General features: G+C 65.2%; 21 protein-coding genes. 13 read left to right on the forward strand and 8 right to left on the reverse strand.

The window, feature by feature from the left end; translation table 11 throughout:
- Window positions 1–37: 37 nt before the first annotated feature.
- Genes AB4136_RS17840 through AB4136_RS17850 form a run of 3 tightly spaced genes read left to right on the forward strand, consistent with a single transcriptional unit; the run spans window position 38 to window position 3,603 of the window.
- Window positions 38–1,345 (forward strand): M16 family metallopeptidase, encoded by a 1,308-nt coding sequence (locus AB4136_RS17840; RefSeq protein ID WP_441931545.1) that lies wholly within the window; start codon window positions 38–40, stop codon window positions 1,343–1,345.
- 12 nt (window positions 1,346–1,357) lie between these two features.
- Window positions 1,358–2,761 (forward strand): M16 family metallopeptidase, encoded by a 1,404-nt coding sequence (locus AB4136_RS17845; protein WP_441931540.1) that lies wholly within the window; start codon window positions 1,358–1,360, stop codon window positions 2,759–2,761.
- Window positions 2,758–3,603, forward strand: coding sequence for a patatin-like phospholipase family protein (locus tag AB4136_RS17850; protein WP_024927166.1), 846 nt, complete (start codon window positions 2,758–2,760; stop codon window positions 3,601–3,603). The genes AB4136_RS17845 and AB4136_RS17850 overlap by 4 nt, the downstream gene beginning before the upstream one ends.
- A 358-nt stretch (window positions 3,604–3,961) precedes the next feature.
- On the opposite strand, the gene AB4136_RS17855 is transcribed toward AB4136_RS17850, so the two are convergent.
- The 3 genes from AB4136_RS17855 to AB4136_RS17865 form a co-directional block, all read right to left on the reverse strand.
- Complete coding sequence (locus AB4136_RS17855; RefSeq protein ID WP_024926105.1) at window positions 3,962–4,378, reverse strand: VOC family protein; 417 nt, start codon at window positions 4,376–4,378, stop codon at window positions 3,962–3,964.
- Window positions 4,379–4,499: 121 nt separating this feature from the next.
- Window positions 4,500–4,892, reverse strand: a complete 393-nt coding sequence (locus AB4136_RS17860; protein ID WP_024926106.1) for a hypothetical protein — start codon at window positions 4,890–4,892, stop codon at window positions 4,500–4,502.
- Window position 4,893: 1 nt separating this feature from the next.
- Entirely contained in the window at window positions 4,894–5,778 is an 885-nt protein-coding gene (locus AB4136_RS17865; RefSeq protein ID WP_137900495.1) for an NAD(P)-dependent oxidoreductase, read from the reverse strand.
- Between the two features lie 140 nt (window positions 5,779–5,918).
- On the opposite strand from AB4136_RS17865, the gene AB4136_RS17870 reads away from it, so the two are divergent.
- The 7 genes from AB4136_RS17870 to lpxK all read left to right on the forward strand — a co-directional run bounded on the left by AB4136_RS17870 (window position 5,919) and on the right by lpxK (window position 11,992).
- Window positions 5,919–6,239 carry a winged helix-turn-helix transcriptional regulator gene (locus AB4136_RS17870; RefSeq protein ID WP_024926108.1) on the forward strand — a complete coding sequence of 107 codons (321 nt, stop codon included), beginning with the start codon at window positions 5,919–5,921 and terminating at the stop codon, window positions 6,237–6,239.
- Between the two features lie 146 nt (window positions 6,240–6,385).
- The gene (locus AB4136_RS17875) at window positions 6,386–7,729 is read left to right on the forward strand and encodes a TldD/PmbA family protein (protein WP_024926109.1); all 1,344 of its coding nucleotides are present in this window, start codon (window positions 6,386–6,388) and stop codon (window positions 7,727–7,729) included.
- On the forward strand, window positions 7,716–8,534 hold the full coding sequence (locus AB4136_RS17880) for a 3'(2'),5'-bisphosphate nucleotidase CysQ (RefSeq protein ID WP_024926110.1): 819 nt from the start codon (window positions 7,716–7,718) through the stop codon (window positions 8,532–8,534). Before AB4136_RS17875 ends, AB4136_RS17880 begins: the two co-directional genes overlap by 14 nt.
- Before the next feature lie 75 nt (window positions 8,535–8,609).
- Window positions 8,610–8,855, forward strand: a complete 246-nt coding sequence (locus AB4136_RS17885; RefSeq protein WP_024926111.1) for a DUF4170 domain-containing protein — start codon at window positions 8,610–8,612, stop codon at window positions 8,853–8,855.
- A gap of 2 nt (window positions 8,856–8,857) precedes the next feature.
- Window positions 8,858–9,649 (forward strand): lysophospholipid acyltransferase family protein, encoded by a 792-nt coding sequence (locus AB4136_RS17890; RefSeq protein WP_024926112.1) that lies wholly within the window; start codon window positions 8,858–8,860, stop codon window positions 9,647–9,649.
- Entirely contained in the window at window positions 9,646–10,962 is a 1,317-nt protein-coding gene (waaA, locus tag AB4136_RS17895) for a lipid IV(A) 3-deoxy-D-manno-octulosonic acid transferase (protein ID WP_024926113.1), read from the forward strand. The genes AB4136_RS17890 and waaA overlap by 4 nt, the downstream gene beginning before the upstream one ends.
- A gap of 1 nt (window position 10,963) precedes the next feature.
- Entirely contained in the window at window positions 10,964–11,992 is a 1,029-nt protein-coding gene (gene lpxK, locus AB4136_RS17900) for a tetraacyldisaccharide 4'-kinase (protein ID WP_024926114.1), read from the forward strand.
- Window positions 11,993–12,035: 43 nt separating this feature from the next.
- Here lpxK and AB4136_RS17905 read toward each other — a convergent pair whose 3' ends face one another.
- Entirely contained in the window at window positions 12,036–12,263 is a 228-nt protein-coding gene (locus tag AB4136_RS17905; RefSeq protein ID WP_171020924.1) for a DUF2093 domain-containing protein, read from the reverse strand.
- 121 nt (window positions 12,264–12,384) lie between these two features.
- Between AB4136_RS17905 and AB4136_RS17910 the strand changes: the two genes are divergently transcribed.
- Complete coding sequence (locus tag AB4136_RS17910; RefSeq protein WP_137900497.1) at window positions 12,385–12,993, forward strand: hypothetical protein; 609 nt, start codon at window positions 12,385–12,387, stop codon at window positions 12,991–12,993.
- A gap of 9 nt (window positions 12,994–13,002) precedes the next feature.
- On the opposite strand, the gene AB4136_RS17915 is transcribed toward AB4136_RS17910, so the two are convergent.
- A complete protein-coding gene (locus AB4136_RS17915; protein ID WP_171020925.1) occupies window positions 13,003–13,584 on the reverse strand; it encodes a GNAT family N-acetyltransferase in 582 nt (193 codons plus the stop codon).
- A 98-nt stretch (window positions 13,585–13,682) separates the two neighbouring features.
- Entirely contained in the window at window positions 13,683–14,609 is a 927-nt protein-coding gene (locus AB4136_RS17920; RefSeq protein ID WP_137900499.1) for a LysR substrate-binding domain-containing protein, read from the reverse strand.
- Between the two features lie 195 nt (window positions 14,610–14,804).
- Between AB4136_RS17920 and AB4136_RS17925 the strand changes: the two genes are divergently transcribed.
- Complete coding sequence (locus tag AB4136_RS17925; RefSeq protein ID WP_137900500.1) at window positions 14,805–15,698, forward strand: DMT family transporter; 894 nt, start codon at window positions 14,805–14,807, stop codon at window positions 15,696–15,698.
- 296 nt (window positions 15,699–15,994) lie between these two features.
- On the opposite strand, the gene mutL is transcribed toward AB4136_RS17925, so the two are convergent.
- Together mutL and AB4136_RS17935 are read right to left on the reverse strand one after the other, a co-directional pair.
- Entirely contained in the window at window positions 15,995–17,836 is a 1,842-nt protein-coding gene (gene mutL / locus AB4136_RS17930; protein ID WP_137900501.1) for a DNA mismatch repair endonuclease MutL, read from the reverse strand.
- A gap of 41 nt (window positions 17,837–17,877) precedes the next feature.
- The gene (locus AB4136_RS17935; protein ID WP_024926121.1) at window positions 17,878–18,780 is read right to left on the reverse strand and encodes a LysR substrate-binding domain-containing protein; all 903 of its coding nucleotides are present in this window, start codon (window positions 18,778–18,780) and stop codon (window positions 17,878–17,880) included.
- Window positions 18,781–18,873: 93 nt separating this feature from the next.
- Between AB4136_RS17935 and AB4136_RS17940 the strand changes: the two genes are divergently transcribed.
- Entirely contained in the window at window positions 18,874–20,430 is a 1,557-nt protein-coding gene (locus AB4136_RS17940; RefSeq protein ID WP_373426412.1) for a trimethylamine methyltransferase family protein, read from the forward strand.
- Window positions 20,431–20,459: the final 29 nt, after the last annotated feature.

The following is a 20,459-nucleotide window of genomic DNA, read 5'->3' on the forward strand; positions in this document are numbered from 1 at the left end:
CGCGCTTTTGGCCGCATCCTTCACCGTCCTTCTTGCCATGCCGACGTTTGCCGAACAGGCACCTGTGCCGACGTCCCCGGTTTCCGAGTTCACGCTTGGCAATGGCATGCAGGTCGTGGTCGTTCCCGACCACCGCTCGCCGATCGTCACCCATATGGTCTGGTACAAGGTCGGCAGCGCCGATGAGCCGCCCGGCAAATCCGGCATCGCCCATTTCTTCGAACACCTGATGTTCAAGGCGACCGGCAATCATGCCGCCGGCGAACTCGACAAGGCGGTGGCCGATATCGGCGGCAACGACAACGCCTTCACCTCCTACGACTATACAGCTTTCCACGAGACCGTGCCGCCGCAGGCGCTCAGTCAGATGATGGCCTTCGAGGCCGACCGCATGCGCAATCTGGTGCTGAGCGACGAGGTCGTCGCCACCGAGCGCGACGTGGTGCTGGAAGAGCGCCGCATGCGCATCGACAACGACCCGCAGGCCCAGCTTGACGAAGCCGTGCTGGCCACCCTGTTCATGAACCAGCCTTACCGTATCCCGGTCATTGGCTGGATGCAGGAGATGCAGCAGCTCAACCGCGTAGATGCCAAGGCCTTCTACGACCGCTATTACGCGCCCAACAACGCCGTCCTGATCGTCGCCGGCGACGTCGAGGCCGAGGCGGTGCGCAAGCTGGCCGAGGAGAGTTTCGGCAAGATCCCGCGCGGTCCCGATCTGCCGCCGCGCATTCGCCCGAAGGAACCGCAGAAAACCACGCGGCGAACGGTGACGTTGAGCGACGCCCGCGTCAGCGTGCCGAGCTTCTCCATGCAGTGGGTGGTGCCGTCCTACAACACCGCCAAGCCCGGCGAGGCGGAGGCGATCGACCTGCTTGGCGAGATTCTCGGCGGCGGCACGCGCAGCCGGCTCTATCAGGAGCTGATCGTCAAGAAGGGCATCGCCGCCAGCGTCAATGCCGGCTTCCAGGGCCGGGCGCTCGACGATTCGGTCTTCGCCGTCTACGCCACGCCGCGCGGCGAGGCCAAGCTCGCCGACGTCGAAGCCGCTGTCGGCGCCGAGATCGAGCGGATCGCCCGCGATGGCATCAGCGCTGAGGAACTGGACCGGGCAAAAGCGCGGTATGTGCGCTCGATGATCTTCGCGCGCGATCGTCAGGATTCGATGGCCAACATCTACGGCAGCACGCTGACCACCGGCGGCACGGTTACCGACATCAACGAATGGCCGGACCGCGTCCGCAAGGTCACCGCCGAGGAAGTGAAGGCAGCCGCGGCGCGCTATCTCGTGCTCGACCGGGTGGTGACGGGTTATCTGTTGCCGAAGACGCAGGCGGAGAACTGAGCGATGCCGGCCATGAGAATTTTGCAGCAATCGTCGCACCCCGCCATTTCCGGCCTCGCGGGCGACCGCGCGTTGTCGATCAAAACCACCCCGGTCCGCGCCGCCGTCCTGACCCTGCTGCTCGGCCTGGTCTTCCTGGTTCTTCCGGTGTTCACGGCGTCCGCCATGACCATCCAGGAGGTGAAGTCCGAAAAGGGCATCACCGCGTGGCTGGTCGAAGACTACACCGTGCCCATCGTCTCACTGCGTTTCGCCTTCCAGGGCGGCTCCAGCCAGGACCCCGCCGGCAAGGAGGGCACCGCCAATCTGATGTCTGGCCTGTTCGACGAGGGCGCGGGCGATCTCGACAGCGACACCTTCCAGACCCGCCTCGACACGGCCGGCGCCGAAATGCGTTTCGAGGCGACCCGCGACGGCGTCTACGGGTCGATGCGCTTGCTGGCCGAAAAGCGCGACGATGCGCTGGGCCTGCTCAAGTTGGCGATCACCAGTCCGCGCTTCGACGCTGCGCCGATCGAGCGCATCCGCGCGCAGGTCCTCTCCGGCCTGCTCGCCGGCGAGCGCGACCCGGAAACCATTGCCCAGACCAAGTGGCGCCGCTCCATCTATGGCAGCCATCCTTACGCCAATGCCGACGACGGCACCAAGGAAACGGTGCCGGCCATCACCGCCGACGATCTGCGCGCCTTCCACAAGGCGACCTTCGCGCGCGACGGCCTGCGTGTCGCGGTCGTCGGCGCGATCGATGCCGAAACGCTGAAGCGCAAGCTGGACGAGTTGTTCGGCGACCTGCCTGAAAAGCAGGCGCTGAAACCGGTGGCCGACGTCGATCTCAAATTCGGGCAGAAGGTGGAGGTCAATTACGACCTGCCGCAGACATCGCTGCAACTGGCCTTCCCGGGCGTGCGCCGCGACGCGCCGGATTTTTATGCCGCGGCCGTCATGAACGACATGCTCGGCGGCTCGGCATACACTTCGCGCCTCTATCAGGAAGTGCGCGAAAAGCGCGGCCTGGCCTATGGCGTGTCGTCGTCGCTGGTCAACCGGCGCTACGCCGCCTTGCTCACGGTCGGTACCGCGACGCGCTCCGACCGCGCCGCCGAGACGCTTGGCGTCGTGCGCGACGTCATCCGGCGCATGGCGACGGAAGGGCCGACCGAGCAGGAACTGGCGGCGACCAAAAAATACCTGATCGGCGCCTATGCCATCAACAATCTCGACTCTTCCGACGCAATCGCCAACACTCTGGTCGAACTGCAGGTCGGCGAGCTGGGCATCGACTACATCCAGCGCCGTGCGTCCTATATCAACGCCGTGACACTGGACGAGGTGAAGGCCGTGGCCAGGAAGTTGCTCTCCGTCGAACCTTCCGTGCTGATTGTCGGCCCGCCGCTGGCCGGGGACGGCAAGGGTTGAGCCCGACCTTCGGCATCGCCTTTGGCGGCGGCGGCGCGCGCGGCCTCGCGCACATCCACGTCGTCGAGGCGCTTGACGAACTGGGCATCAAGCCGGTGGCTTTGGCCGGCTCGTCGATCGGCTCGCTGATCGGGGCCGGTGTTGCCTCCGGCATGAGCGGCCGCGACATCCACGCCTATGCGCGCTCCATCCTCGGCACCCGCGCCCAGGTGGCCAGCCGCATGTGGCGTGCCCGGCCGGGCACTTTTGCCGAAGCCATGGAGGGCGGCCTGCGTGTCGGCCAGTTCAATGTCGAGCGCATCCTCAAAGCCTTCCTGCCGGAGATCGTGCCGGCCAGCTTCGAGGAGTTGAAAATCCCGCTGAAGGTCACGGCGACCGACTATTTCGGCCACAAGCTCGCGGTCTTCGACGCAGGCGACCTGCATTCGGCGCTGGCCGCGTCGGCGGCGATCCCGGCGGTATTCCGGCCGGTGGTGCGCGACGGCGTCACCCTGATCGACGGCGGCATCTACAACCCGGTGCCCTTCGACCTGATCGCCAACGAGGCCGACATCACCATCGCCGTCGACGTCGTTGGCGGTCCCGAGACCGGCAGCCGCAAGCGGCCGACCTCGATCGACTTGATGTTCGGTGCCACCCAGCTGATGATGCAGTCCATCATCGCCAACAAGCTGACGCAGGGCCGTCCCGACATCCTCATCCGTCCGCCGGTCTCGCGTTTTCGCGTGCTCGACTTCATGAAGATCGACGCCGTGATGGCCGAGACGGTGGCGGTGAAGGACGAGGTCAAGCGCGCCGTCGAGGCCGCGCTTGAGGCGCGGCGGGTCAAACTCCTGCGATAATTCGGGTTGAGAAGCGGGGTCGTGACCTCGTTCTCCACCGTTCCGGCATGGATTCCCGACACTCTCCGGTCGCTTCGCTCCCTCACGAGGTCGGGAATGACGGACTGGATTTGCGGTCTGCGCCAACTGTCAAAGTGGACGTTACCATGCTCCTCGCGGGGCGGACCGTGGCCCACCGCAACCCAGGTGGGTTTCCACTGTCGGAGCAAGCGCTGGAGACTAGCGAAGACGGAAAGGAAACTCCGTCATTCCCGACCTCGTGAGGGAGCGAAGCGACTGGAGAGTGTCGGGAATCCATGCCGGAACGTGGACGAAGGTAACGCGGTTCAATCCCGAAGAAGTGCCCGTATCGCGCCCATCAATGCGCGAACACCTGTTCCAGCGAACGAAATCCCTTGAACTCCAGCGCGTTGCCGGACGGGTCGCGGATGAACAGCGTTGCCTGTTCGCCGGGCTGGCCCTTGAAGCGCACCATCGGCCGCTCCAGCCAGTCGATGTCCTGGCGCGCTTCCAGCCGGGCGGCGAGCTTTTCCCACTCGTCCATCAAAAGCACCGCGCCGAAATGCGGGATCGGCACGGCAATTCCGTCGACGGCGCCGTCGCGTTGGGCAGCGGCCGCGTTGGGCCGCAGATGCGCCGACATCTGGTGGCCGTAGAGGTCGAAATCGACCCAGCTGTCGGACGAGCGGCCGATGCGGCAGCCCAGCACCTCGCCATAGAAGGCACGCGTCTCGTCGAGGTCGCGCACGGGGAAGGCGAGGTGGAAGGGTGTCATGACGGGCCTTTCGTCGTTCGAAGTCGGGTTTGCGGACACAACCGCACTACTCGCGAGAGTGCCGCAAACATCGACCTCTTGGCAATTTCGAAAACGCTCGAAACGCCGGTGCCACCTAGGTTCAGGACGGGGCTGCGGCCTGGCGTACTTCTGGCCTGGCCAATGGTCCGAAAAAGCCGATGATGCGTGTTATGCGCGTCTGGTCGGCGTTGAGGAACGCAATGTCCAGGCCCTCGGGAAAGGACGAACCGTCCGCAAGCACGAATGTCCAGGCGAAGCGCGCAATGCCGTGGTGAACGTCCACGTCGCTCGTTCGAGCAATGCGGGCACCGGGATATCGCGCCTGGATACCCTTGATGTGGGCTAGCAACGCTTCCGCGCCGTCCGCATGGGCGGTGGGGTCCGTATAGGTCGCGCCATCGCCCCACACCGACAACAGCAAGGCCCGTCGCCGTTCCGCATCCTGGTCCGACCAGGATGCGCAATATGTGTCGATCAGCTGTGTCAGGGACATTCTATTTGCCGGCCCTTCCCATAAATTGCGACAGCGCCGCGAAATCGTCGTGCAGATGGCCGGCGGCGATCGCTTGCTGAAAGATTCCATCATAGCCGTCGACCACCGTGCGGTCGATCTTGCTCACGTCCATCAGTTCGACGAGGTGCTGGAATGCGCTGTAATGCGGCGAGATCGACGACAGCGTCTCGTCGTCCGCCGCGAACCGTTCCGCTTCGGTGCGTTTGATCAGGTCCGTCACCAGCCCCTCGATTACCGGGGCGGTCGCGGTCCATTGCTTGGCCAGTTCGCCAAGCTCGATCTTTTCGGCCTTGCTCACGGCAATGGAATGGAGCGCGCCGAATAAGGCTCCCCACATCAGCGCAAGCAGGGCGCTGTCCAGCGCATTGGCCCGCCCCAGATCCTCGCCGACATGCTGAACATTGCCGCCCAGCGCCGCGAACATGTCCGTGCCCGCGTCGAAAGCCTGTTTTGATCCCGAAACCAGGATCGTGCCGTGCTCGGTACCGATGTAGTCCGGCGTCGCCATGATCGCGCCGTCGAGATAGGTGACGCCGTGGCGCGCGGCCCATTCCCCGGCCTCGCGCGCGCCATGCGGCGTGCCCGATGCGAGTTCCACGATCACCTTGCCGCGAAGAGCGGCGAGGTCGTCGCCATGCAGCAGCGCCGCCGTTGCCGCATAGTCGGTCAGGTTGGCGATAACGATATCCGCGGCCTCGATTGCCTCCCGCACCGATGGCGCCACGATGGCGCCGACTGCAGCCAGCGGCGCGGTCTTTTCGATCGTTCTGTTCCACACAGTTGTCCGGTGCCCCGCCGTCAAAAGCGCGCGGGCGAGCGCCGATCCCATCCGTCCGGTTCCCAAAACAGTGATTGCAGGCTTCATTGCGACACTCCATATCGGCTGAACACACGGCTTGCTTGCCGTGAGCCGGGAGCTAAGACGCCGAAGGGGCGGGGCCAATACGCACGCAAACGTAAGTGGTTACCTCACGGTAAGGGAAATGGGCCGGTAAGGAGAACGGGATGAACAAGCCTATGGAAAACGGCTTTTCGGTCGCGATGAAACTGGTCGCGGGCAAGTGGAAGATCGATATCCTGTGCGCGCTTTCCGGCGCGCCGCGTAGGTTCGGCCGGCTCAGGCACTCCATTCCCGACATCAGCGAAAAGATGCTGGCGCAGCAATTGCGCGAGATGGAGACCGACGGGTTGGTGAAAAGGCAGGCCTATCCCGGATTGCCGGCCAAGGTTGTCTATTCGCTGACGGAAGCAGGTGCAGCACTCTGCGCCGGGGCAGAAGGGCTGTGCCGGTGGAGCGAACGGTTCCAGGTCCGCGCCGAGGCTTGAGAGATATTCCTTCTCCGGCAAGGGGAGAAGGCAACACCAGACTGCGGCGGATTGGCTTTCAGCCATTGCATAGGCTGGTTGAGGACAATAGATGGAGCGGCGACCCGCGTTCAAACACGCGCCCCGCTATCAGCAGGACAGCAGACATGGCCGACACGCTCGACACGACAAGACTGACCGATCGCGTTGCCGCGCTGGTCGATGCCGCTAAAAAGGCCGGCGCCGACGCCGCCGACGCGGTTGTGGTGCGCGGCCGCTCGACCAGCGTGTCGGTGCGCCTCGGCAAGGTGGAGAACACCAACGCGTCGGAGAGCGAGGATGTCTCGCTGCGCGTCTTCATCGGCAATCGTGTCGCCAGCGTTTCGGCGACCGCCGCCTCCGAACCGAAGATGCTGGCAGAACGTGCCGTGGCCATGGCGAAAGTCTCGCCGGAAGATCCCTATCAGGGCCTCGCCGACCCGGCGCTGCTGGCCAGCGGCGCCAACGATCTCGACCTGTTCGACGCAACCGAAGTTTCCGCCGACCGTCTGCGCGAGGATGCGCTTGCGGCGGAAGAGGCCGCGCTTGCCGTCAAGGGTGTGACCAATTCCGGCGGCGCCGGCGCAGGCGCCGGCATGGGCGGCCTGGTACTCGCCACCTCGCACGGCTTCCTAGGCCAGTATGTCGGCACCCGCTTCTCGCTCTCGGCCAGCGTCATCGCCGGCGAGGGCACCGGCATGGAGCGTGACTACGACTATTCCTCGCGCCTGCATTTCGCCGACCTCGACGGGCCGGAAACAATCGGCCGCAGCGCCGGCGAACGTGCGGTGAAGCGTTTGGGCGCACGCAAGATGCCGACCGGCACGGTCGACGTCATCTTCGATCCGCGTGTCGCGCGCGGCATTGCCGGCCATCTTGCCGGTGCCATCAACGGTGCCTCGGTTGCGCGGAAGACGTCGTTCCTGCGCGACATGATGGGCAAGCAGGTGGCTTCCGCCGCCATCACCGTCACCGATGAGCCGCTGCGCCGGCGCGGGCAGGCGTCCCGGCCGTTCGACGGCGAAGGCGTTGGCGCCAGCAAGCTCTTGATGATCGAGAAGGGCGTGCTCAATCACTGGTTCCTGTCGACTTCGGCGGCGCGCGAACTCGGCCTCACCACCAATGGGCGCGGCGCGCGCGGCGGCTCGCAGGTGTCGCCATCCTCCACCAATCTCGCCATCGAGCCCGGCGAACGGTCGCCAGAAGAGTTGATAGGTTCGCTGAAGAGCGGCTTCTACGTCACCGAAGTGTTCGGCCAGGGCGTCAACATGATCACCGGCGAATACAGCCGCGGCGCTTCCGGTTTCTGGATCGAGAACGGCGAACTGACCTTCCCCGTCTCCGAGGTGACGATCGCCTCGAACCTGAAGACCATGTTCCTCGGCCTGGTCCCCGCCAACGATCTCGACCGCGACTATGGCACCGCGGCGCCGACGCTTTTGATCGAAGGGATGACCCTTGCCGGAAGTTGACGCAGCCACGGATGCGGGCGGATCGGCCGGGTTCGACGAAGACCTGGCCCTGCTGCGCGCCGCCGCGCGCGAGGCGGGCGCCATTGCCCTGCGCTATTTCGGCAAGAACCCGGAAGTCTGGATGAAGGGCGGCACTTCGCCGGTCAGCGAGGCCGACTACGCCGCCGACGCCTATCTGCGCGAGACATTGATGGCGGCGCGGCCCGATTATGGCTGGCTGTCCGAGGAGACGGCCGACGGCCCCGAGAGGCTGAAGGCACGCCGCGTCTTCGTTGTCGATCCCATCGACGGCACGCGCGGCTTCCTCGATGGCCAGAAGAGCTGGTGTGTCAGCGTCGCGGTGGTCGAACAGGGCAGGGCGATTGCTGGCGTGCTCGAATGTCCGGCGGCGCACGAGACCTATTGGGCGGTGCCCGGTGGCGGCGCGTTCCTGAACGGAGCCCCGATCCGCGCGCGCGAAACGCCGCCCATCGCCGAAATGGCCGGACCGAAGCCGATGCTCGATCTGGTGCCGCAGGCCTGGCAGGGCCGCATGCACCGCGCGGCCTACATCCCCTCGCTGGCCTACCGCCTTGCGATGATCGCCGCCGGCAGGCTGGACGCCACCTTCGTCAAGCCGAACGCGCATGACTGGGACATCGCCGCCGCCGAACTCATCCTGCGCGAGGCGGGTGGCCGGTTGATCGACAGCCACGGGCAGACGCCTGCCTTCGGCAAGGAAAAGGTCAGCCACGGCGCCTTGGCCGCCGGCAGCGGCGAACTCCTGGCCATGATGGCCGTCGTCATCGGCAGCCAGCACGGCTAACGGCGTATCAAAGGTTTCAAAATAGGCGGCTTTGGTCTAGACCAAGCACCAAATCACGCGATGTGAAGGACGGACATGACCGGGGAAGACGGAAAGAAGCAGCTTTTGCACCTGGTGTTCGGCGGCGAATTGAAGAGCGTCGGCAGCACTGAGTTCCGCAATCTCGACGCGCTGGACATTGTCGGCGTTTATCCCGACTACCAGTCGGCTCTGACGGCCTGGAAGTCCAAGGCCCAGGGCAGCGTTGACAATGCGCATATGCGCTATTTCGTCGTGCATCTGCACCGCCTGCTCGATCCGGAAGGCAAGGCCGGCGCGTGACGATGGAAGAACGAGTGGCGAAACCGCGGGCCGACGAGCCGGCGGCCGGCAGGCAACGCAGCGGCAGCGCGTTGAAGCCGCTGTGGAAGAAGGTGCGTGAGCCGCTGGCGCAGTCGCGTTTCGTCAAGAGCCTGATCGTCAGCCTGTTCACGCTCACCATGCGGTTCATTCGCCTGACCAATCCCCGGGTTGCCGCTTCGGCGACCTTCGGCGACAGGGAATTTGAGGGCATCGAGCCGGGCATCATCGCGCTCTGGCACGGCCAGCACATCCTGATGCCCGCCTTCTACCCTTCCAAGCGCGGTCTCGTCGCCATGGTGTCGCGCAGCGCCGACGCCGAGATCAACGCGCAGGTGATCGAGCGTTTCGGTATCGAGACCGTACGCGGTTCCGGCGGCCGCGCCGATGCGCGCCACATCGACAAGGGCGGTGCCAAGGCACTGATCGCACTGAAGAAATCCCTCATGGCAGGCAAGAATGTCTGCATGATCGCCGATATCCCGCATGGCACGCCGCGTGACGCGGGTCTCGGCGTCATCCTTCTGGCCAAGCTTTCGGGCCGTCCCATCGTGCCGGCGGCGCTCGCCACCAGCCGCCGCAAGGTGCTGGAAAAGAGCTGGGACAAGACGACGATCAATCTGCCTTTCGGTCGTTCGGCAATCGCCGCCGGCGAACCGATCTTCGTGGCGTCGGATGCCAACGAGGAGGAGATGGAGCGCGTGCGTCTCCAGCTCACCGAGGCGCTGAACCTCACCACGGCGAAGGCCTACAGCCTGGTGGACCAGCCACGATGAGCGAGCGGCTGGCCCGCATGATGCTGTCCATGTATCGGGTCGCCGGTTCGGCGGCCTATCCGCTGGCTGGCCCCTATGTCGCCTGGCGTGCCTCCAAGGGTAAGGAAGACCGCACCCGCAGCCGCGAGCGCTACGGCATCGCCAGCCAGGAGCGGCCGGACGGGCCGCTGATCTGGGTGCATGCCGCCAGCGTCGGCGAAACCAATGCCGTCGTGCCCCTGGTCCGCTGCATCCTCGAATATGGCGTCACCGTCGTGCTCACCACCGGCACGGTCACCTCGGCCAAGCTGGTCGCGGAACGGCTTGGCGACCACGTCATCCACCAATATGTGCCGCTCGACCTGAAGCCGGCGGTCAGCCGCTTCCTCAATCACTGGCATCCCGATCTCGCCATCATCGCCGAATCGGAAATCTGGCCGAACACCATCCTGGAACTCGGCGCGCGCAGCGTGCCGCAGGTTCTGGTCAATGGCCGCATGTCCGACCGTTCCTTCGCCTCCTGGAAGAAACGGTCCAACATCGCCGAGGCTTTGTTCGAGAATCTCGCCCATGTGGTGGCGCAGTCCGAGGTCGACGGAGAGCGTTTCCGGGTGCTCGGCGCCCGTCCGGTCACTGTATCCGGCAATCTCAAGGTGGACACGCCGCCGCCGCCGGTCGACGAGACCGAACTTCTCACGCTGCGCCGGCAGATCGGCCAGCGGCCGACCTGGGCCGCCATCTCGACCCATGACGGCGAGGAGGCGATTGCCGCCGAGGTGCACAAGACGCTGCAGGCCCGCCATGCCGGACTGTTCACCGTCGTGGTGCCACGCCATCCCGAGCGCGCCGACCTCCTTGTCAATGAAATCGAGGCCATGGGCCTCAAGGTGGCGCGGCGTTCGATCGGCGACCAGATCACGCCGGACACCGACATCCTGCTTGGCGACACGATCGGCGAGATGGGACTTTACCTGCGCTTGACCGAGATCGCCTTCGTCGGCCGTTCGCTGACCGCCGAGGGCGGCCAGAACCCGCTCGAGCCGGCGATGCTGGACACCGCCGTTCTTGCCGGCCGCAATGTGCAGAACTTCCGCGAATCCTATCAACGCCTGCTCGATGCCGGCGGCGCCAAGCTGGTGCGGGACCGCTCGATGCTGGCCGGCGCGGTGAATTTCCTGCTCACCAACGAACCGGCGCGCCGCCAGATGATGGCTGCTGGCGCCACCACCGTCGACGAGATGCGCGGTGCGCTCGCCCGCACGCTCAAGGCGCTTGAGCCCTATATCCAGCCGCTTGTGGTCAAGGCTCGCCTGAGGGCGGCGGGAGGCCGCTGAGATGGCGAGCGAAGCGCCGCCCTTCTGGTGGGAAAAACCGGACTGGCGCGCTTATGCGCTCTCACCGCTCTCCTGGGCCTACGGGCAGATCGCCGCCCGGCGCATGCGCCAGGCACGGCGCGAAAAGGTCGAGGCACCGGTGCTTTGCGTCGGCAATTTCACGGTCGGCGGTTCCGGCAAGACGCCGGTTGCGATCGCGCTCGCCGAACAGGCCAAGGCCATGCAGCTGAAGCCGGGCTTCCTGTCGCGCGGGCATGGCGGCTCTTTCGCCGAGCCGCATATCGTCGATCCGGGTCATGACGTCGCCAAGCATGTCGGCGACGAACCCTTGCTTCTGGCCGAACACGCGCCGGTGGCGGTGTCGCCGAACCGGGCGGCGGGCGCCCGGCTGCTGATCGAAAAATATGGCTGCGATTTCCTGATCATGGACGACGGCTTCCAGAGCGCGCGTGTCCATATCGATTACGCGCTGGTGGTGGTCGATGCCCGCTATGGCCTTGGCAACGGCCGGGTCATCCCGGGCGGACCGCTGCGCGCGCCGGTTCTGGACCAGCTTCTTTACGCCGACGCGCTGTTGAAGATGGGCGACGGACTGGCGGCGGACGCCGTCGTGCGCCAGGCCGCGCGCGCCGGCAAGCCGATCTTCGAGGCGCGCGCGCGACCGCGTGAGGCCAAGGCGCTGGCTGGTCAGCGCCTGCTGGCCTTCGCCGGCATCGGCCATCCCGAAAAATTCTACGACACGGTGGCCGAGGCCGGCGGCGTCGTTGCACTCAGCCGCTCGTTTCCCGACCACCATGTCTACGCCGAGGACGAGCTGGCCGAACTGGCATCGACCGCGAAAGCGGCGGATCTCGGGCTGGTCACCACCGCCAAGGACGCCGCGCGGCTGCGTCACGGCCCGATGCCCGAAGGTCTGCTCGAACGGCTGAACGTGCTTGAAATCGAGACCGTGTTCGAGCCGCGCCACTCGCCGCAGCGTATCGTGGAAGAGACGATCGAAGCGTCGAGACGCCGGAGGATTGCGCGGTAGGTGGCACCATTCCCTTCTCCCCTTGTGGGAGAAGGCAAGGGCCTCACCGCTTGCGCAAATCCGGATTGGCCTCGATCTCGCGGCGCAGCGAGGCGGCGGCATTGATGTAGGGTTCCTGGCGCGCCACGCTCCAGTATTTCAGCTCGTCCAGGGTGATGTTCTCGCCCGTCACCGCGCAGCGCACGAAAGCGCCCGGGCTGGTGACCTGGAAGTCGCCGTCGAGATAGCGGATGCGGGCTTCCCGGCCGCCGGGACCTTCGAAACGGTTCATGAGTGTGAGAGACCTGCCGTCATGCAGCGTTTCCGCCATAAATCGCGAGCGAGGTCAAGCGTATCGCCAGTTTCAGGCAACGCAACCGCGTTATCTTGCCGGGAAACGTCGCCGGTTACCCATGGTCGCAGCAATTTCCCGTCTGGCTTCCCTGCTCAAGCAGGCCACCTCCGGTGAAGGCCGATTGCCCGTGGCCAAGCCGAACCCGTCCGAGGCCGAACTGATCAGGACATTGGTCAAGCCGGCTGTTGCGCTGCGCGGCAACAGCCGGCCGGTGCCCTTCGCGGCGCCGTCATTGCCCATGTCGGCCGGGATCGTGCCCGCACAGAAACCGGCCATGCCGCAGGCCATCGAGGCCTACCGCGCGATGATCGAGCTGGAGGAACCCGTGACGGCCGCAAGCCGGGAAGCGGCGCGGGCGAGGGGGACCACCGAGCCGGAAGCCGGCTTGCGACCAGTTCCTGGCCAGGCGCCCACGCGTGACGAGGCCATTTCCGGCCCGCGCGCCCAGATCCTCCCCGCGCACGGGCTGGTGGTGCCGCTGCAGGCCGCGCCGGGCCGGCCAGCGGTGGACGAGGTCGAAAACCGCACTGCATCGCGCAAGCGGGCGACGGCCTGGGCCGGCAGCCCTACGGGCAATTCGACGGAAATAGCGGTCAGCGCCCGCGCGCTGGCGTTCGGCCTGGCCGCCTTCGCGCTCCTCTTTCTGGTGATGCTTTTGGTGTTCTAGGCCGTCGGGTCATGCCCGGTTCGGGCTTTGGTCCTCGCGAGCTTCCCAATCGCTGCGCAGCAACGTCGTCACATGTTCGATCGTCTGCCTTCCGTCCGCCATGCAGCGGCTCTGAACCTCGGCGACGCGCCGGTATCCCAATTTGCGCTGCATCGCCCAGGAATTTTCGTTGCCGTCGAAGTAGCCGTTGACCAGTTTCGTCAGGCCGAGTTCCTGAAAAGCGAACCGGATCTTCGCCTCGAACGCTTCGCATCCATAGCCGCGTCCTTGATAGGCGCTGGCGATCCAGATGCCGCCGCCAGCGGTGCCGGCTTCGCGATCGACCTTGTTGAGACTGACCCCGCCGATCGCTGTTCGCTCAGGTTTGAGTTCAACCGCGAATTCGTAGGCAACCGGCCGCGTGCTTGCGTTTGAAATCTCGCGGCATCTGTCGACCCAGCTTTGAGCGTGCGCCGTCGTATAGGGGTGAGGTACGAAAGCCAGCCACTTCGCGGTCCCGATGTCGTTCAGCCCCAGCGTCAGCTGTTCGATGTCCTGCTCGCCCCAGGGCCGCAGCGTAAGGCGCGCCGTTTCGATCCTGATATTGTCCACGATGGTGCGGTCTCTTGTGCGTCGAAATCACCGGCAAACGATTTGGCTGGAGGATGATCGAAGGGCATTTCCGTCCGCCGCCAGCGGATAAGGGGAGCCTAACGCTCCGCGTCCAGAAAACTCTGCAAGCGGTCGTCCGGCACATTCGCCGAGATAGCGATGCGCCTGGCGAGTTCGATGGCGGCGGCACGCGGCTTTCCGGCCGGTCGGTCGAGCCAGTAGCAGACCGGATTGAGCGCGGTTCGCCGGTCGACCGCCACGACGCGGCCGGCGGTCACCTGTCCTTCGGCCAGAGGCGGCCGCGCCAGCGCGATGCCCAGCCCGTAGGCGGCGGCGTCCAGCACGAGGTTATAATCCTCGAAGCGACGGTCCTGCGGGCGCGGCCGGTAGTCCACGCCCTGTTCGCCAAACCAGGCGCGCCAGCCGGAGGCGTCCGAATCATGGATCAGCGGATATTTGAGCAGCCGCGCGGCATTGCCCGGGCCGATCTCCCGCGCCAGCTGCGGCGAGGCGATGGGGAACATGTGTTCCTCGAACAACTGCATGGCGATGCGTTCGGGAATGCGTCCGCGCCCGCAGCGGATGGAAAGATCGATGCCCTCGTCGGCGAGATCGATCTGGCGGTTGTCGACATCGAGCACGATCCTGATCTTCGGATCGCCGCTTTCGAGCATCGCCATGCGCGGCATCAGCCACAGGCCACTGATCGAGGGAATGGTGGCCAGCCGCACCACCGCCGTGCCGCGCGGCTCCACCCAGCGGTCGGAATTGGAGGCGATCAGCGCGAAAGCTTCGCTGGTGCGCAGATGCAGCCGGTTGCCCTCGATGGTCAGCGAAACGCCGCGCGCCCGGCGCTCGAACAGTTTCAATCCGAACCAGTCCTCCAGCCGGGCGATCTGCCGGCTGACGGCGCCATGGGTCAGGTTGAGCTTTTCGGCCGCCGCCGAAAAGGAACCTGTCTTGGCCGCGGCATCGAAGGCTCGCAAGGTGTCGAGCGGCGGCAGAGTGTCCAAGCTGTGATCCATGCTCACAGCTCATCCTCGATTTCGTCGTTTGTCAACAAGCTCGGAAAGGCGTTTTGTGGCACCGCGAACCTGCTGCATCGGCCAGAAAATCGGAATCGATTTTCGGCAGGCACGATGCAGCAGGTTCAAAGTGTTAGAGCGTCCTTTGCGCGTCCAACAGGACGCGCGGCGCTCTAGACGGGGTGGAGAAGGACAATGAGCGCACAAATGAGCATGGCGAATTCGGAACAGCGGACGGATATGACGGCGGTACTGGCGGTTGCGCTCACCGTGGTCGGCTGGGCTTCGGCCTTCCCGGCGATCCGCGCCGGTCTCGCCGCCTTCGGGCCGCTGGAACTGGGCGCGCTGCGCTTCGCCATCGCCGCCGTGCCGGCGGCGATCTTTCTCGCCATCAAGCGTCCGGCATTGCCCAAACTCAACGAGCTGTGGCGCTTCGGCGTCGGCGGCGCCATCTTCGTCGCGCTCTACACGGCCATGCTCAACATCGGCGAAACCACGGTCTCGGCCGGCGCCGCCGCCTTCATCATCAATGTCAGCCCGATCTTCACCGCCATCATGGCGATGATTTTGCTGGGCGAGCGGTTTCCAACCTTGGCCTGGGTCGGAACCTTCGTCTCCTTCGCCGGCATAGGCGTCATCGCCATGGGCGAAGGCAACGGTCTCACCTTCAACACCGGCGCATTGCTGATCCTGGGTTCGGCGCTGTGTTCCTCGGTCAACACCATCGTGCAGAAGCCGCTGTTCAAGAACCACCACCCGCTGACGGTCGCTGCCTGGAACATGGTGCTCGGCGCGCTGTGCCTGTCGCCGTTCCTGCCGCAAAGCCTCGTCGAAGCCGCCCATGCCAGTTCCGCCGGCCTTGGCGCGGTCATCTATCTCGGCATCGTGCCCAGCTTCATCTCCTACGCCGCCTGGGCGACCGCCCTGTCGCGCCTGCCGGCTGCCCGCGCCTCGAACTTCCTCTATCTGGTTTCGCCGATGGCGGTGTTGATCGGCTTCTTCTGGCTCGCGGAGGTGCCCTCGACGCTCGGCATCGTCGGTGGCGTGCTGGCGCTCGGCGGCGTGATCGTGGTCAACATGAAACGATAAGTCTGGCTTATCCGAAAAGCGATCGAAGCGACCCGCCGCGCCGCTTTCCTGGCGCGGCGGTTCTTGTTTGGGATTTCGGAGTGGAACGGGCTTCGCGTGAACGAGTTTGGGGCCATTTTGACCGAAAAGGAGGGCGCGCGGATAAAAATTCTGCAACCTATCCGGGAAATTCGCGCAGGATTTTGAAAAGAAATGGCTTTTCTGTTTCACAATTCGGGATCGGCTGCTGTTCCGTTCACATCCTGACGTCTGGTGACAGGGCAAACGCGGACGTTGTCCGAGCGCCGATCCTGCTTCTAGCGCCGGCCGAACAGCCGCTCGATATCGCCGAGCTTCAGCTCGATATAGGTCGGCCGGCCGTGGTTGCAGGTGCCGGATCCCGGCGTCGCTTCCATCTGGCGCAGCAGCGCGTTCATCTCGTCGGGCTTGAGCAGCCGGCCTGACCGCACCGAGCCGTGGCAGGCCATGGTGGCAGCGATGTGGTGCAGGCGCTCCGTCAGCGTCTCGATCGTGTCGTTGTCGGCGATCTCGTCGGCCAGATCGCGCACCAATTGCTGTACGTCGGTTTCGCCCAGCATCGACGGCGTCTCGCGCACGGCGATCGCGCCCGGGCCGAAGCGTTCGAGGCCAAGCCCGAAGCGCCGAAGCGTTTCGGCGTGTTGCGCCAGCCGCTCGGCGTCTTCTTCCGGAAGGTCGATGATTTCCGGCAAAAGCAGCATCTGCGCCGGCACCGGACGCGAATGCAGCGCGTTCTTCAACGCTTCGTAGACCAGGCGCTCATGCGCGGCATGCTGGTCGACGATCACCAGCGAATCCCTTGTCTGGGCGACGATGTAATTCTCGTGCACCTGTGCCCGCGCCGCACCCAAAACCATGCCGAGCAAGGTTTCGTTCGCCTCGGTCTGGCTGGCGCGGGCATCGGCGCTCATCGACGGTCCGGTCTCGAAGGCCGGTTGATCGCTCTCGCCGAACCCCATGTCGAGCGGGCGCTGCGGCGAGCGGGCGGGATCGTAGCCGGAGCCCGAGGCCCGGTAGGCTGCCTCGTAGCTGCGATGATTGTTGGCGGGGCCGCCATGTCCAAACGAGGTAGCGCCGGGCCGGAAAGCGGCCATCATGCCGGCGGCTCCCGTGGTTGCCGCGCGGATGCCGGCATCGGTCAGCGCCTGGCGGATGGCGCCGACGATCAGCCCGCGCACCAGGCCGGGGTCGCGGAAACGGACATCGGCCTTGGCGGGGTGGACGTTAACGTCGACCGTCGCCGGATCGAGGGTCAGGAACAGCGCTACCACCGCATGCCGGTCGCGCGGCAGCACGTCCATGTAGGCGCCGCGAATAGCGCCGGCGATCAGCTTGTCGCGCACCGGGCGGCCGTTGACATAGGCGTATTGCTGCAGCGCATTGGCGCGCGTGAAGGAAGGGATCGAGACATGGCCGGTCAGCCGCACACCCTCGCGTCCGGCATCGATGGCTATTGAATTTTCAGGGAAATCGGCGCCCATCACCTGCGCCAGCCGGCGCAACTGCCCCTCCGGTGTGTCGTCGGTCGCCGGCAATTCCAGCGTCGAGCGGTCGGAGCCGGCCAGCGTGAAACGCACCGCCGGGAAAGCGATGGCGATGCGTTTGATCACGTCGCTGGTGGCCGAGCTCTCGGCGCGCTCGCCCTTCATGAATTTCAATCGCGCCGGCGTGGCGAAGAACAGGTCGCGTACCTCGACCGTCGTGCCTCGATTGGCCGCTGCCGGCCGCACTGGGGCGATACGGCCGCCCTCGATGCTGATTTCGGCGGCGCTGTCGCCCGCCGCCGTGCGGGAGCGGATCGACAGCCTTGCCACCGAGCCGATCGACGGCAGTGCTTCACCGCGAAAGCCGAGCGAACGGATGTCATTGATGTCGGTGGAGAGTTTGGAGGTGCAATGGCGCGCCACGGCAAGCTCCAGCTCCTGTTCGGGAATGCCGCCGCCGTCGTCGGTGACGCGAATGAGGTTCAAGCCGCCGCCTGCCGTGACGATCTCGACGCGGCCGGCGCCGGCGTCGAGCGCATTCTCGACCAGTTCCTTGACCACGCTGGCCGGCCGCTCGATGACCTCGCCGGCGGCGATCTGGTTGATCATCGTTTCGGAAAGCTGGCGGATGGGCATGGCGCGATCCTAGCCGGATTCGAGCGCAGGGTGAAAGCGCGTCAGGCCTGTTCGACCAGCCAATCCCGAACCTTTTGCGCATTCTCCGAAAGCGGCCGGTTTTTCGGCCACACGACATGGAAGCTGTCGCCGGTCTTCATGGCATGGTCGGTGACCCTCACCAGCAGCCCGCTTGCCACCAGCGGGTCGGTCAGATGCCGCCAGCCGAGCGCGATGCCTTGCCCCTCCATCACGGCCTGGATGACGAGGACATAGTCGTTGATCAGCAACCCACGGTTGGTGGTGCCGGTATTGACGCCGGCGGATCGAAACCACTCGCTCCATGTCGCCGCCGCCCGGAACGGTTCCTCGAGGTGAATGAGCTGATGTGATGCAATCTCTGCGGGCGTGGCAGGCAAGCCGGCGCGGGCGACATAGGCAGGCCCGGCAACGGCGTAGATCTCTTCGCCGGCGATCGGCAGCGCGTCGTAGTCCGGCCAATCCCGCGCCGCGCCACCCCGGACGCCAAGCGGGATGCCTTCGGCGATGAGATCGAGATCGCGGTCGGCGGTCTGTATGCGCAGGTCGACGCCGGGAAGATCGTCGCGGAATTTCCGCAACCTCGGCATCATCCAGAACGAGGCAAATGCGGTGGATGCGGACAAGGTGACGTGCACGCCGCCGGCCTGAGCCCGCAGCTCTTCGGCCGATCTGCGAATGTGGGAGAGGCCGAGCGTCACGTCGGCGAAGAAGCGGCTGCCCGCCTCGGTCAACAACACCTGCCGATGACGCCGTTGGAACAGGCTGACACCGAGCTGCTGCTCCAGTCCCCGCACGGCATAGGATACGGCGGCTTGCGTCATGCCGAGTTCGCGCCCGGCAGCCGTAAAGCTCGAAAGCCTTCCCGCCGCCTCGAAAACGATGAGGCGGTCGGCCGACGGCAAGAGATGGCGCAAGCTTTGCATGAATCCAGCTTATGCTGGAGATCAATATTTTCAAGCATTACAGCCATATTCGAATGAACTAGCTTCATGTCACAGGGAGCGAAGTCGAACATGATGGTTGCGGAAACGCTGGAACAGGCGGCTGGGAAACGCGAGCGCGCCGGTCGCAGCGCGCGGCGCGAACAACGCAGCCACGGGGCGGAAGGCCTTGGCCGGCCCTACATTCTTCGCAATATCCCGACCTACGACATCCTTTCGGAAGAAAACCTGATCCGCATCGAGACGACCGCGGATCGAATCCTGGCCGAGATCGGCATCGAGTTCCGCGACGATCCCGTTGCACTCGACCTCTGGAAGCGGGCCGGGGCCGATGTGACCGGCCTGTTGGTGAAATTCGAACCGGGCATGCTGCGCGAAATCCTGAAGACCGCGCCGGCGGAGTTCGTGCAGCATGCGCGCAACCCGGCGAAGTCGGTTCTGATCGGCGGCAAAAGCGTTGTTTTCTCGCCGGCTTACGGTTCTCCCTTCGTGATGGATCTCGACCGTGGTCGCCGCTACGGCACCATCGAGGATTTCCGCAATTTCGTGAAGCTGGCGCAATCCTCGCCCTGGCTGCATCACTCCGGCGGCACGATCTGCGAACCGGTCGACGTGCCGGTCAACAAGCGCCACCTTGATATGGTCCACGCCCATATCAAATATTCCGACCGTCCCTTCATGGGCTCGGTCACGACCGAAAGCCGCGCCGAGGATTCCATCGACATGGCGCGCATCGTCTTCGGGCGGGACTTTGTCGATCGGAACTGCGTCATCCTCGGCAATGTCAATGTCAACTCGCCGCTGGTGTGGGACGGCACCATGACCCTGGCGCTGCGCGCCTATGCCCGCGCCAACCAGGCGGCCGTCGTCGTGCCCTTCATCCTTGGCGGTGCCATGGGGCCGGTGACGAATGCCGGCGCAATCGCCCAGTCCTTGGCGGAAACCATGGTCGGCTGCGCGCTGACGCAACTGGAAAGGCCTGGCGCGCCGGTGATCTTCGGCAATTTCCTGTCGTCGATGTCGTTGCGTTCCGGTTCGCCCACCTTCGGCACGCCTGAGCCGGCGATCGGCTCGATGGTGATCGGACAGTTGGCCCGGCGGCTGAATCTGCCACTGCGCTGTTCCGGCAACTTCACCACCTCGAAACTGCCGGACGCGCAGGCGATGAACGAAGGCACGATGTCGATGCTGGCGGCCGTGCATTGCGGCGCCAATTTCATCCTGCATTCAGCCGGGTTTCTCGATGGGCTGCTGTCCATGTCCTACGAAAAATTCGTCATGGACGCAGACTTCTGCGGCGCGCTGCATTCCTATCTCGACGGGGTGAAGATCGACGACAACCAATTGGCGCTGGACGCTTTCCGCGAGGTCGGGCCGGGCAGTCATTTCTTCGGCTGCGCTCATACCATGGCGAACTATCAGACGGCCTTCTGGGACACCGAAATTGCCGACAATGAGCCATTCGAGAAGTGGCAGGCGGCCGGCTCGCGGGATGCCGCATTGCGCGCCAACCAGCGCTGGAAGAAGATGCTGGCCGAATATCAGGCGCCACCCCTGGACGAAGCCGTCGACGAGGCCCTGCTCGATTTTATCGACCGTAAAAAAGCCGGGATGGCGGATGCGTGGTATTAAGCGGACTGCGCAACCGTTTCATCGGGGGA

The organism is Mesorhizobium sp. 2RAF21, assembly GCF_052115345.1.
Lineage (GTDB): Bacteria > Pseudomonadota > Alphaproteobacteria > Rhizobiales > Rhizobiaceae > Mesorhizobium > Mesorhizobium terrae.

What these genes read in the sequence shown, in the direction of transcription:
- AB4136_RS17885 (WP_024926111.1), top strand. Translation starts at nt 8,610, where the DNA reads ATGACCGGGGAAGACGGAAAGAAGCAGCTTTTGCACCTGGTGTTCGGC.
- AB4136_RS17920 (WP_137900499.1), bottom strand. Translation starts at nt 14,609, where the DNA reads ATGGATCACAGCTTGGACACTCTGCCGCCGCTCGACACCTTGCGAGCC.
- AB4136_RS17890 (WP_024926112.1), top strand. Translation starts at nt 8,858, where the DNA reads ATGGAAGAACGAGTGGCGAAACCGCGGGCCGACGAGCCGGCGGCCGGC.
- AB4136_RS17925 (WP_137900500.1), top strand. Translation starts at nt 14,805, where the DNA reads ATGAGCGCACAAATGAGCATGGCGAATTCGGAACAGCGGACGGATATG.
- AB4136_RS17875 (WP_024926109.1), top strand. Translation starts at nt 6,386, where the DNA reads ATGGCCGACACGCTCGACACGACAAGACTGACCGATCGCGTTGCCGCG.
- AB4136_RS17860 (WP_024926106.1), bottom strand. Translation starts at nt 4,892, where the DNA reads ATGTCCCTGACACAGCTGATCGACACATATTGCGCATCCTGGTCGGAC.
- lpxK (WP_024926114.1), top strand. Translation starts at nt 10,964, where the DNA reads ATGGCGAGCGAAGCGCCGCCCTTCTGGTGGGAAAAACCGGACTGGCGC.
- AB4136_RS17910 (WP_137900497.1), top strand. Translation starts at nt 12,385, where the DNA reads ATGGTCGCAGCAATTTCCCGTCTGGCTTCCCTGCTCAAGCAGGCCACC.
- AB4136_RS17855 (WP_024926105.1), bottom strand. Translation starts at nt 4,378, where the DNA reads ATGACACCCTTCCACCTCGCCTTCCCCGTGCGCGACCTCGACGAGACG.
- mutL (WP_137900501.1), bottom strand. Translation starts at nt 17,836, where the DNA reads ATGCCCATCCGCCAGCTTTCCGAAACGATGATCAACCAGATCGCCGCC.
- AB4136_RS17870 (WP_024926108.1), top strand. Translation starts at nt 5,919, where the DNA reads ATGAACAAGCCTATGGAAAACGGCTTTTCGGTCGCGATGAAACTGGTC.
- AB4136_RS17840 (WP_441931545.1), top strand. Translation starts at nt 38, where the DNA reads ATGCCGACGTTTGCCGAACAGGCACCTGTGCCGACGTCCCCGGTTTCC.
- AB4136_RS17845 (WP_441931540.1), top strand. Translation starts at nt 1,358, where the DNA reads ATGAGAATTTTGCAGCAATCGTCGCACCCCGCCATTTCCGGCCTCGCG.
- AB4136_RS17905 (WP_171020924.1), bottom strand. Translation starts at nt 12,263, where the DNA reads ATGAACCGTTTCGAAGGTCCCGGCGGCCGGGAAGCCCGCATCCGCTAT.
- waaA (WP_024926113.1), top strand. Translation starts at nt 9,646, where the DNA reads ATGAGCGAGCGGCTGGCCCGCATGATGCTGTCCATGTATCGGGTCGCC.
- AB4136_RS17935 (WP_024926121.1), bottom strand. Translation starts at nt 18,780, where the DNA reads ATGCAAAGCTTGCGCCATCTCTTGCCGTCGGCCGACCGCCTCATCGTT.
- AB4136_RS17940 (WP_373426412.1), top strand. Translation starts at nt 18,874, where the DNA reads ATGGTTGCGGAAACGCTGGAACAGGCGGCTGGGAAACGCGAGCGCGCC.
- AB4136_RS17865 (WP_137900495.1), bottom strand. Translation starts at nt 5,778, where the DNA reads ATGAAGCCTGCAATCACTGTTTTGGGAACCGGACGGATGGGATCGGCG.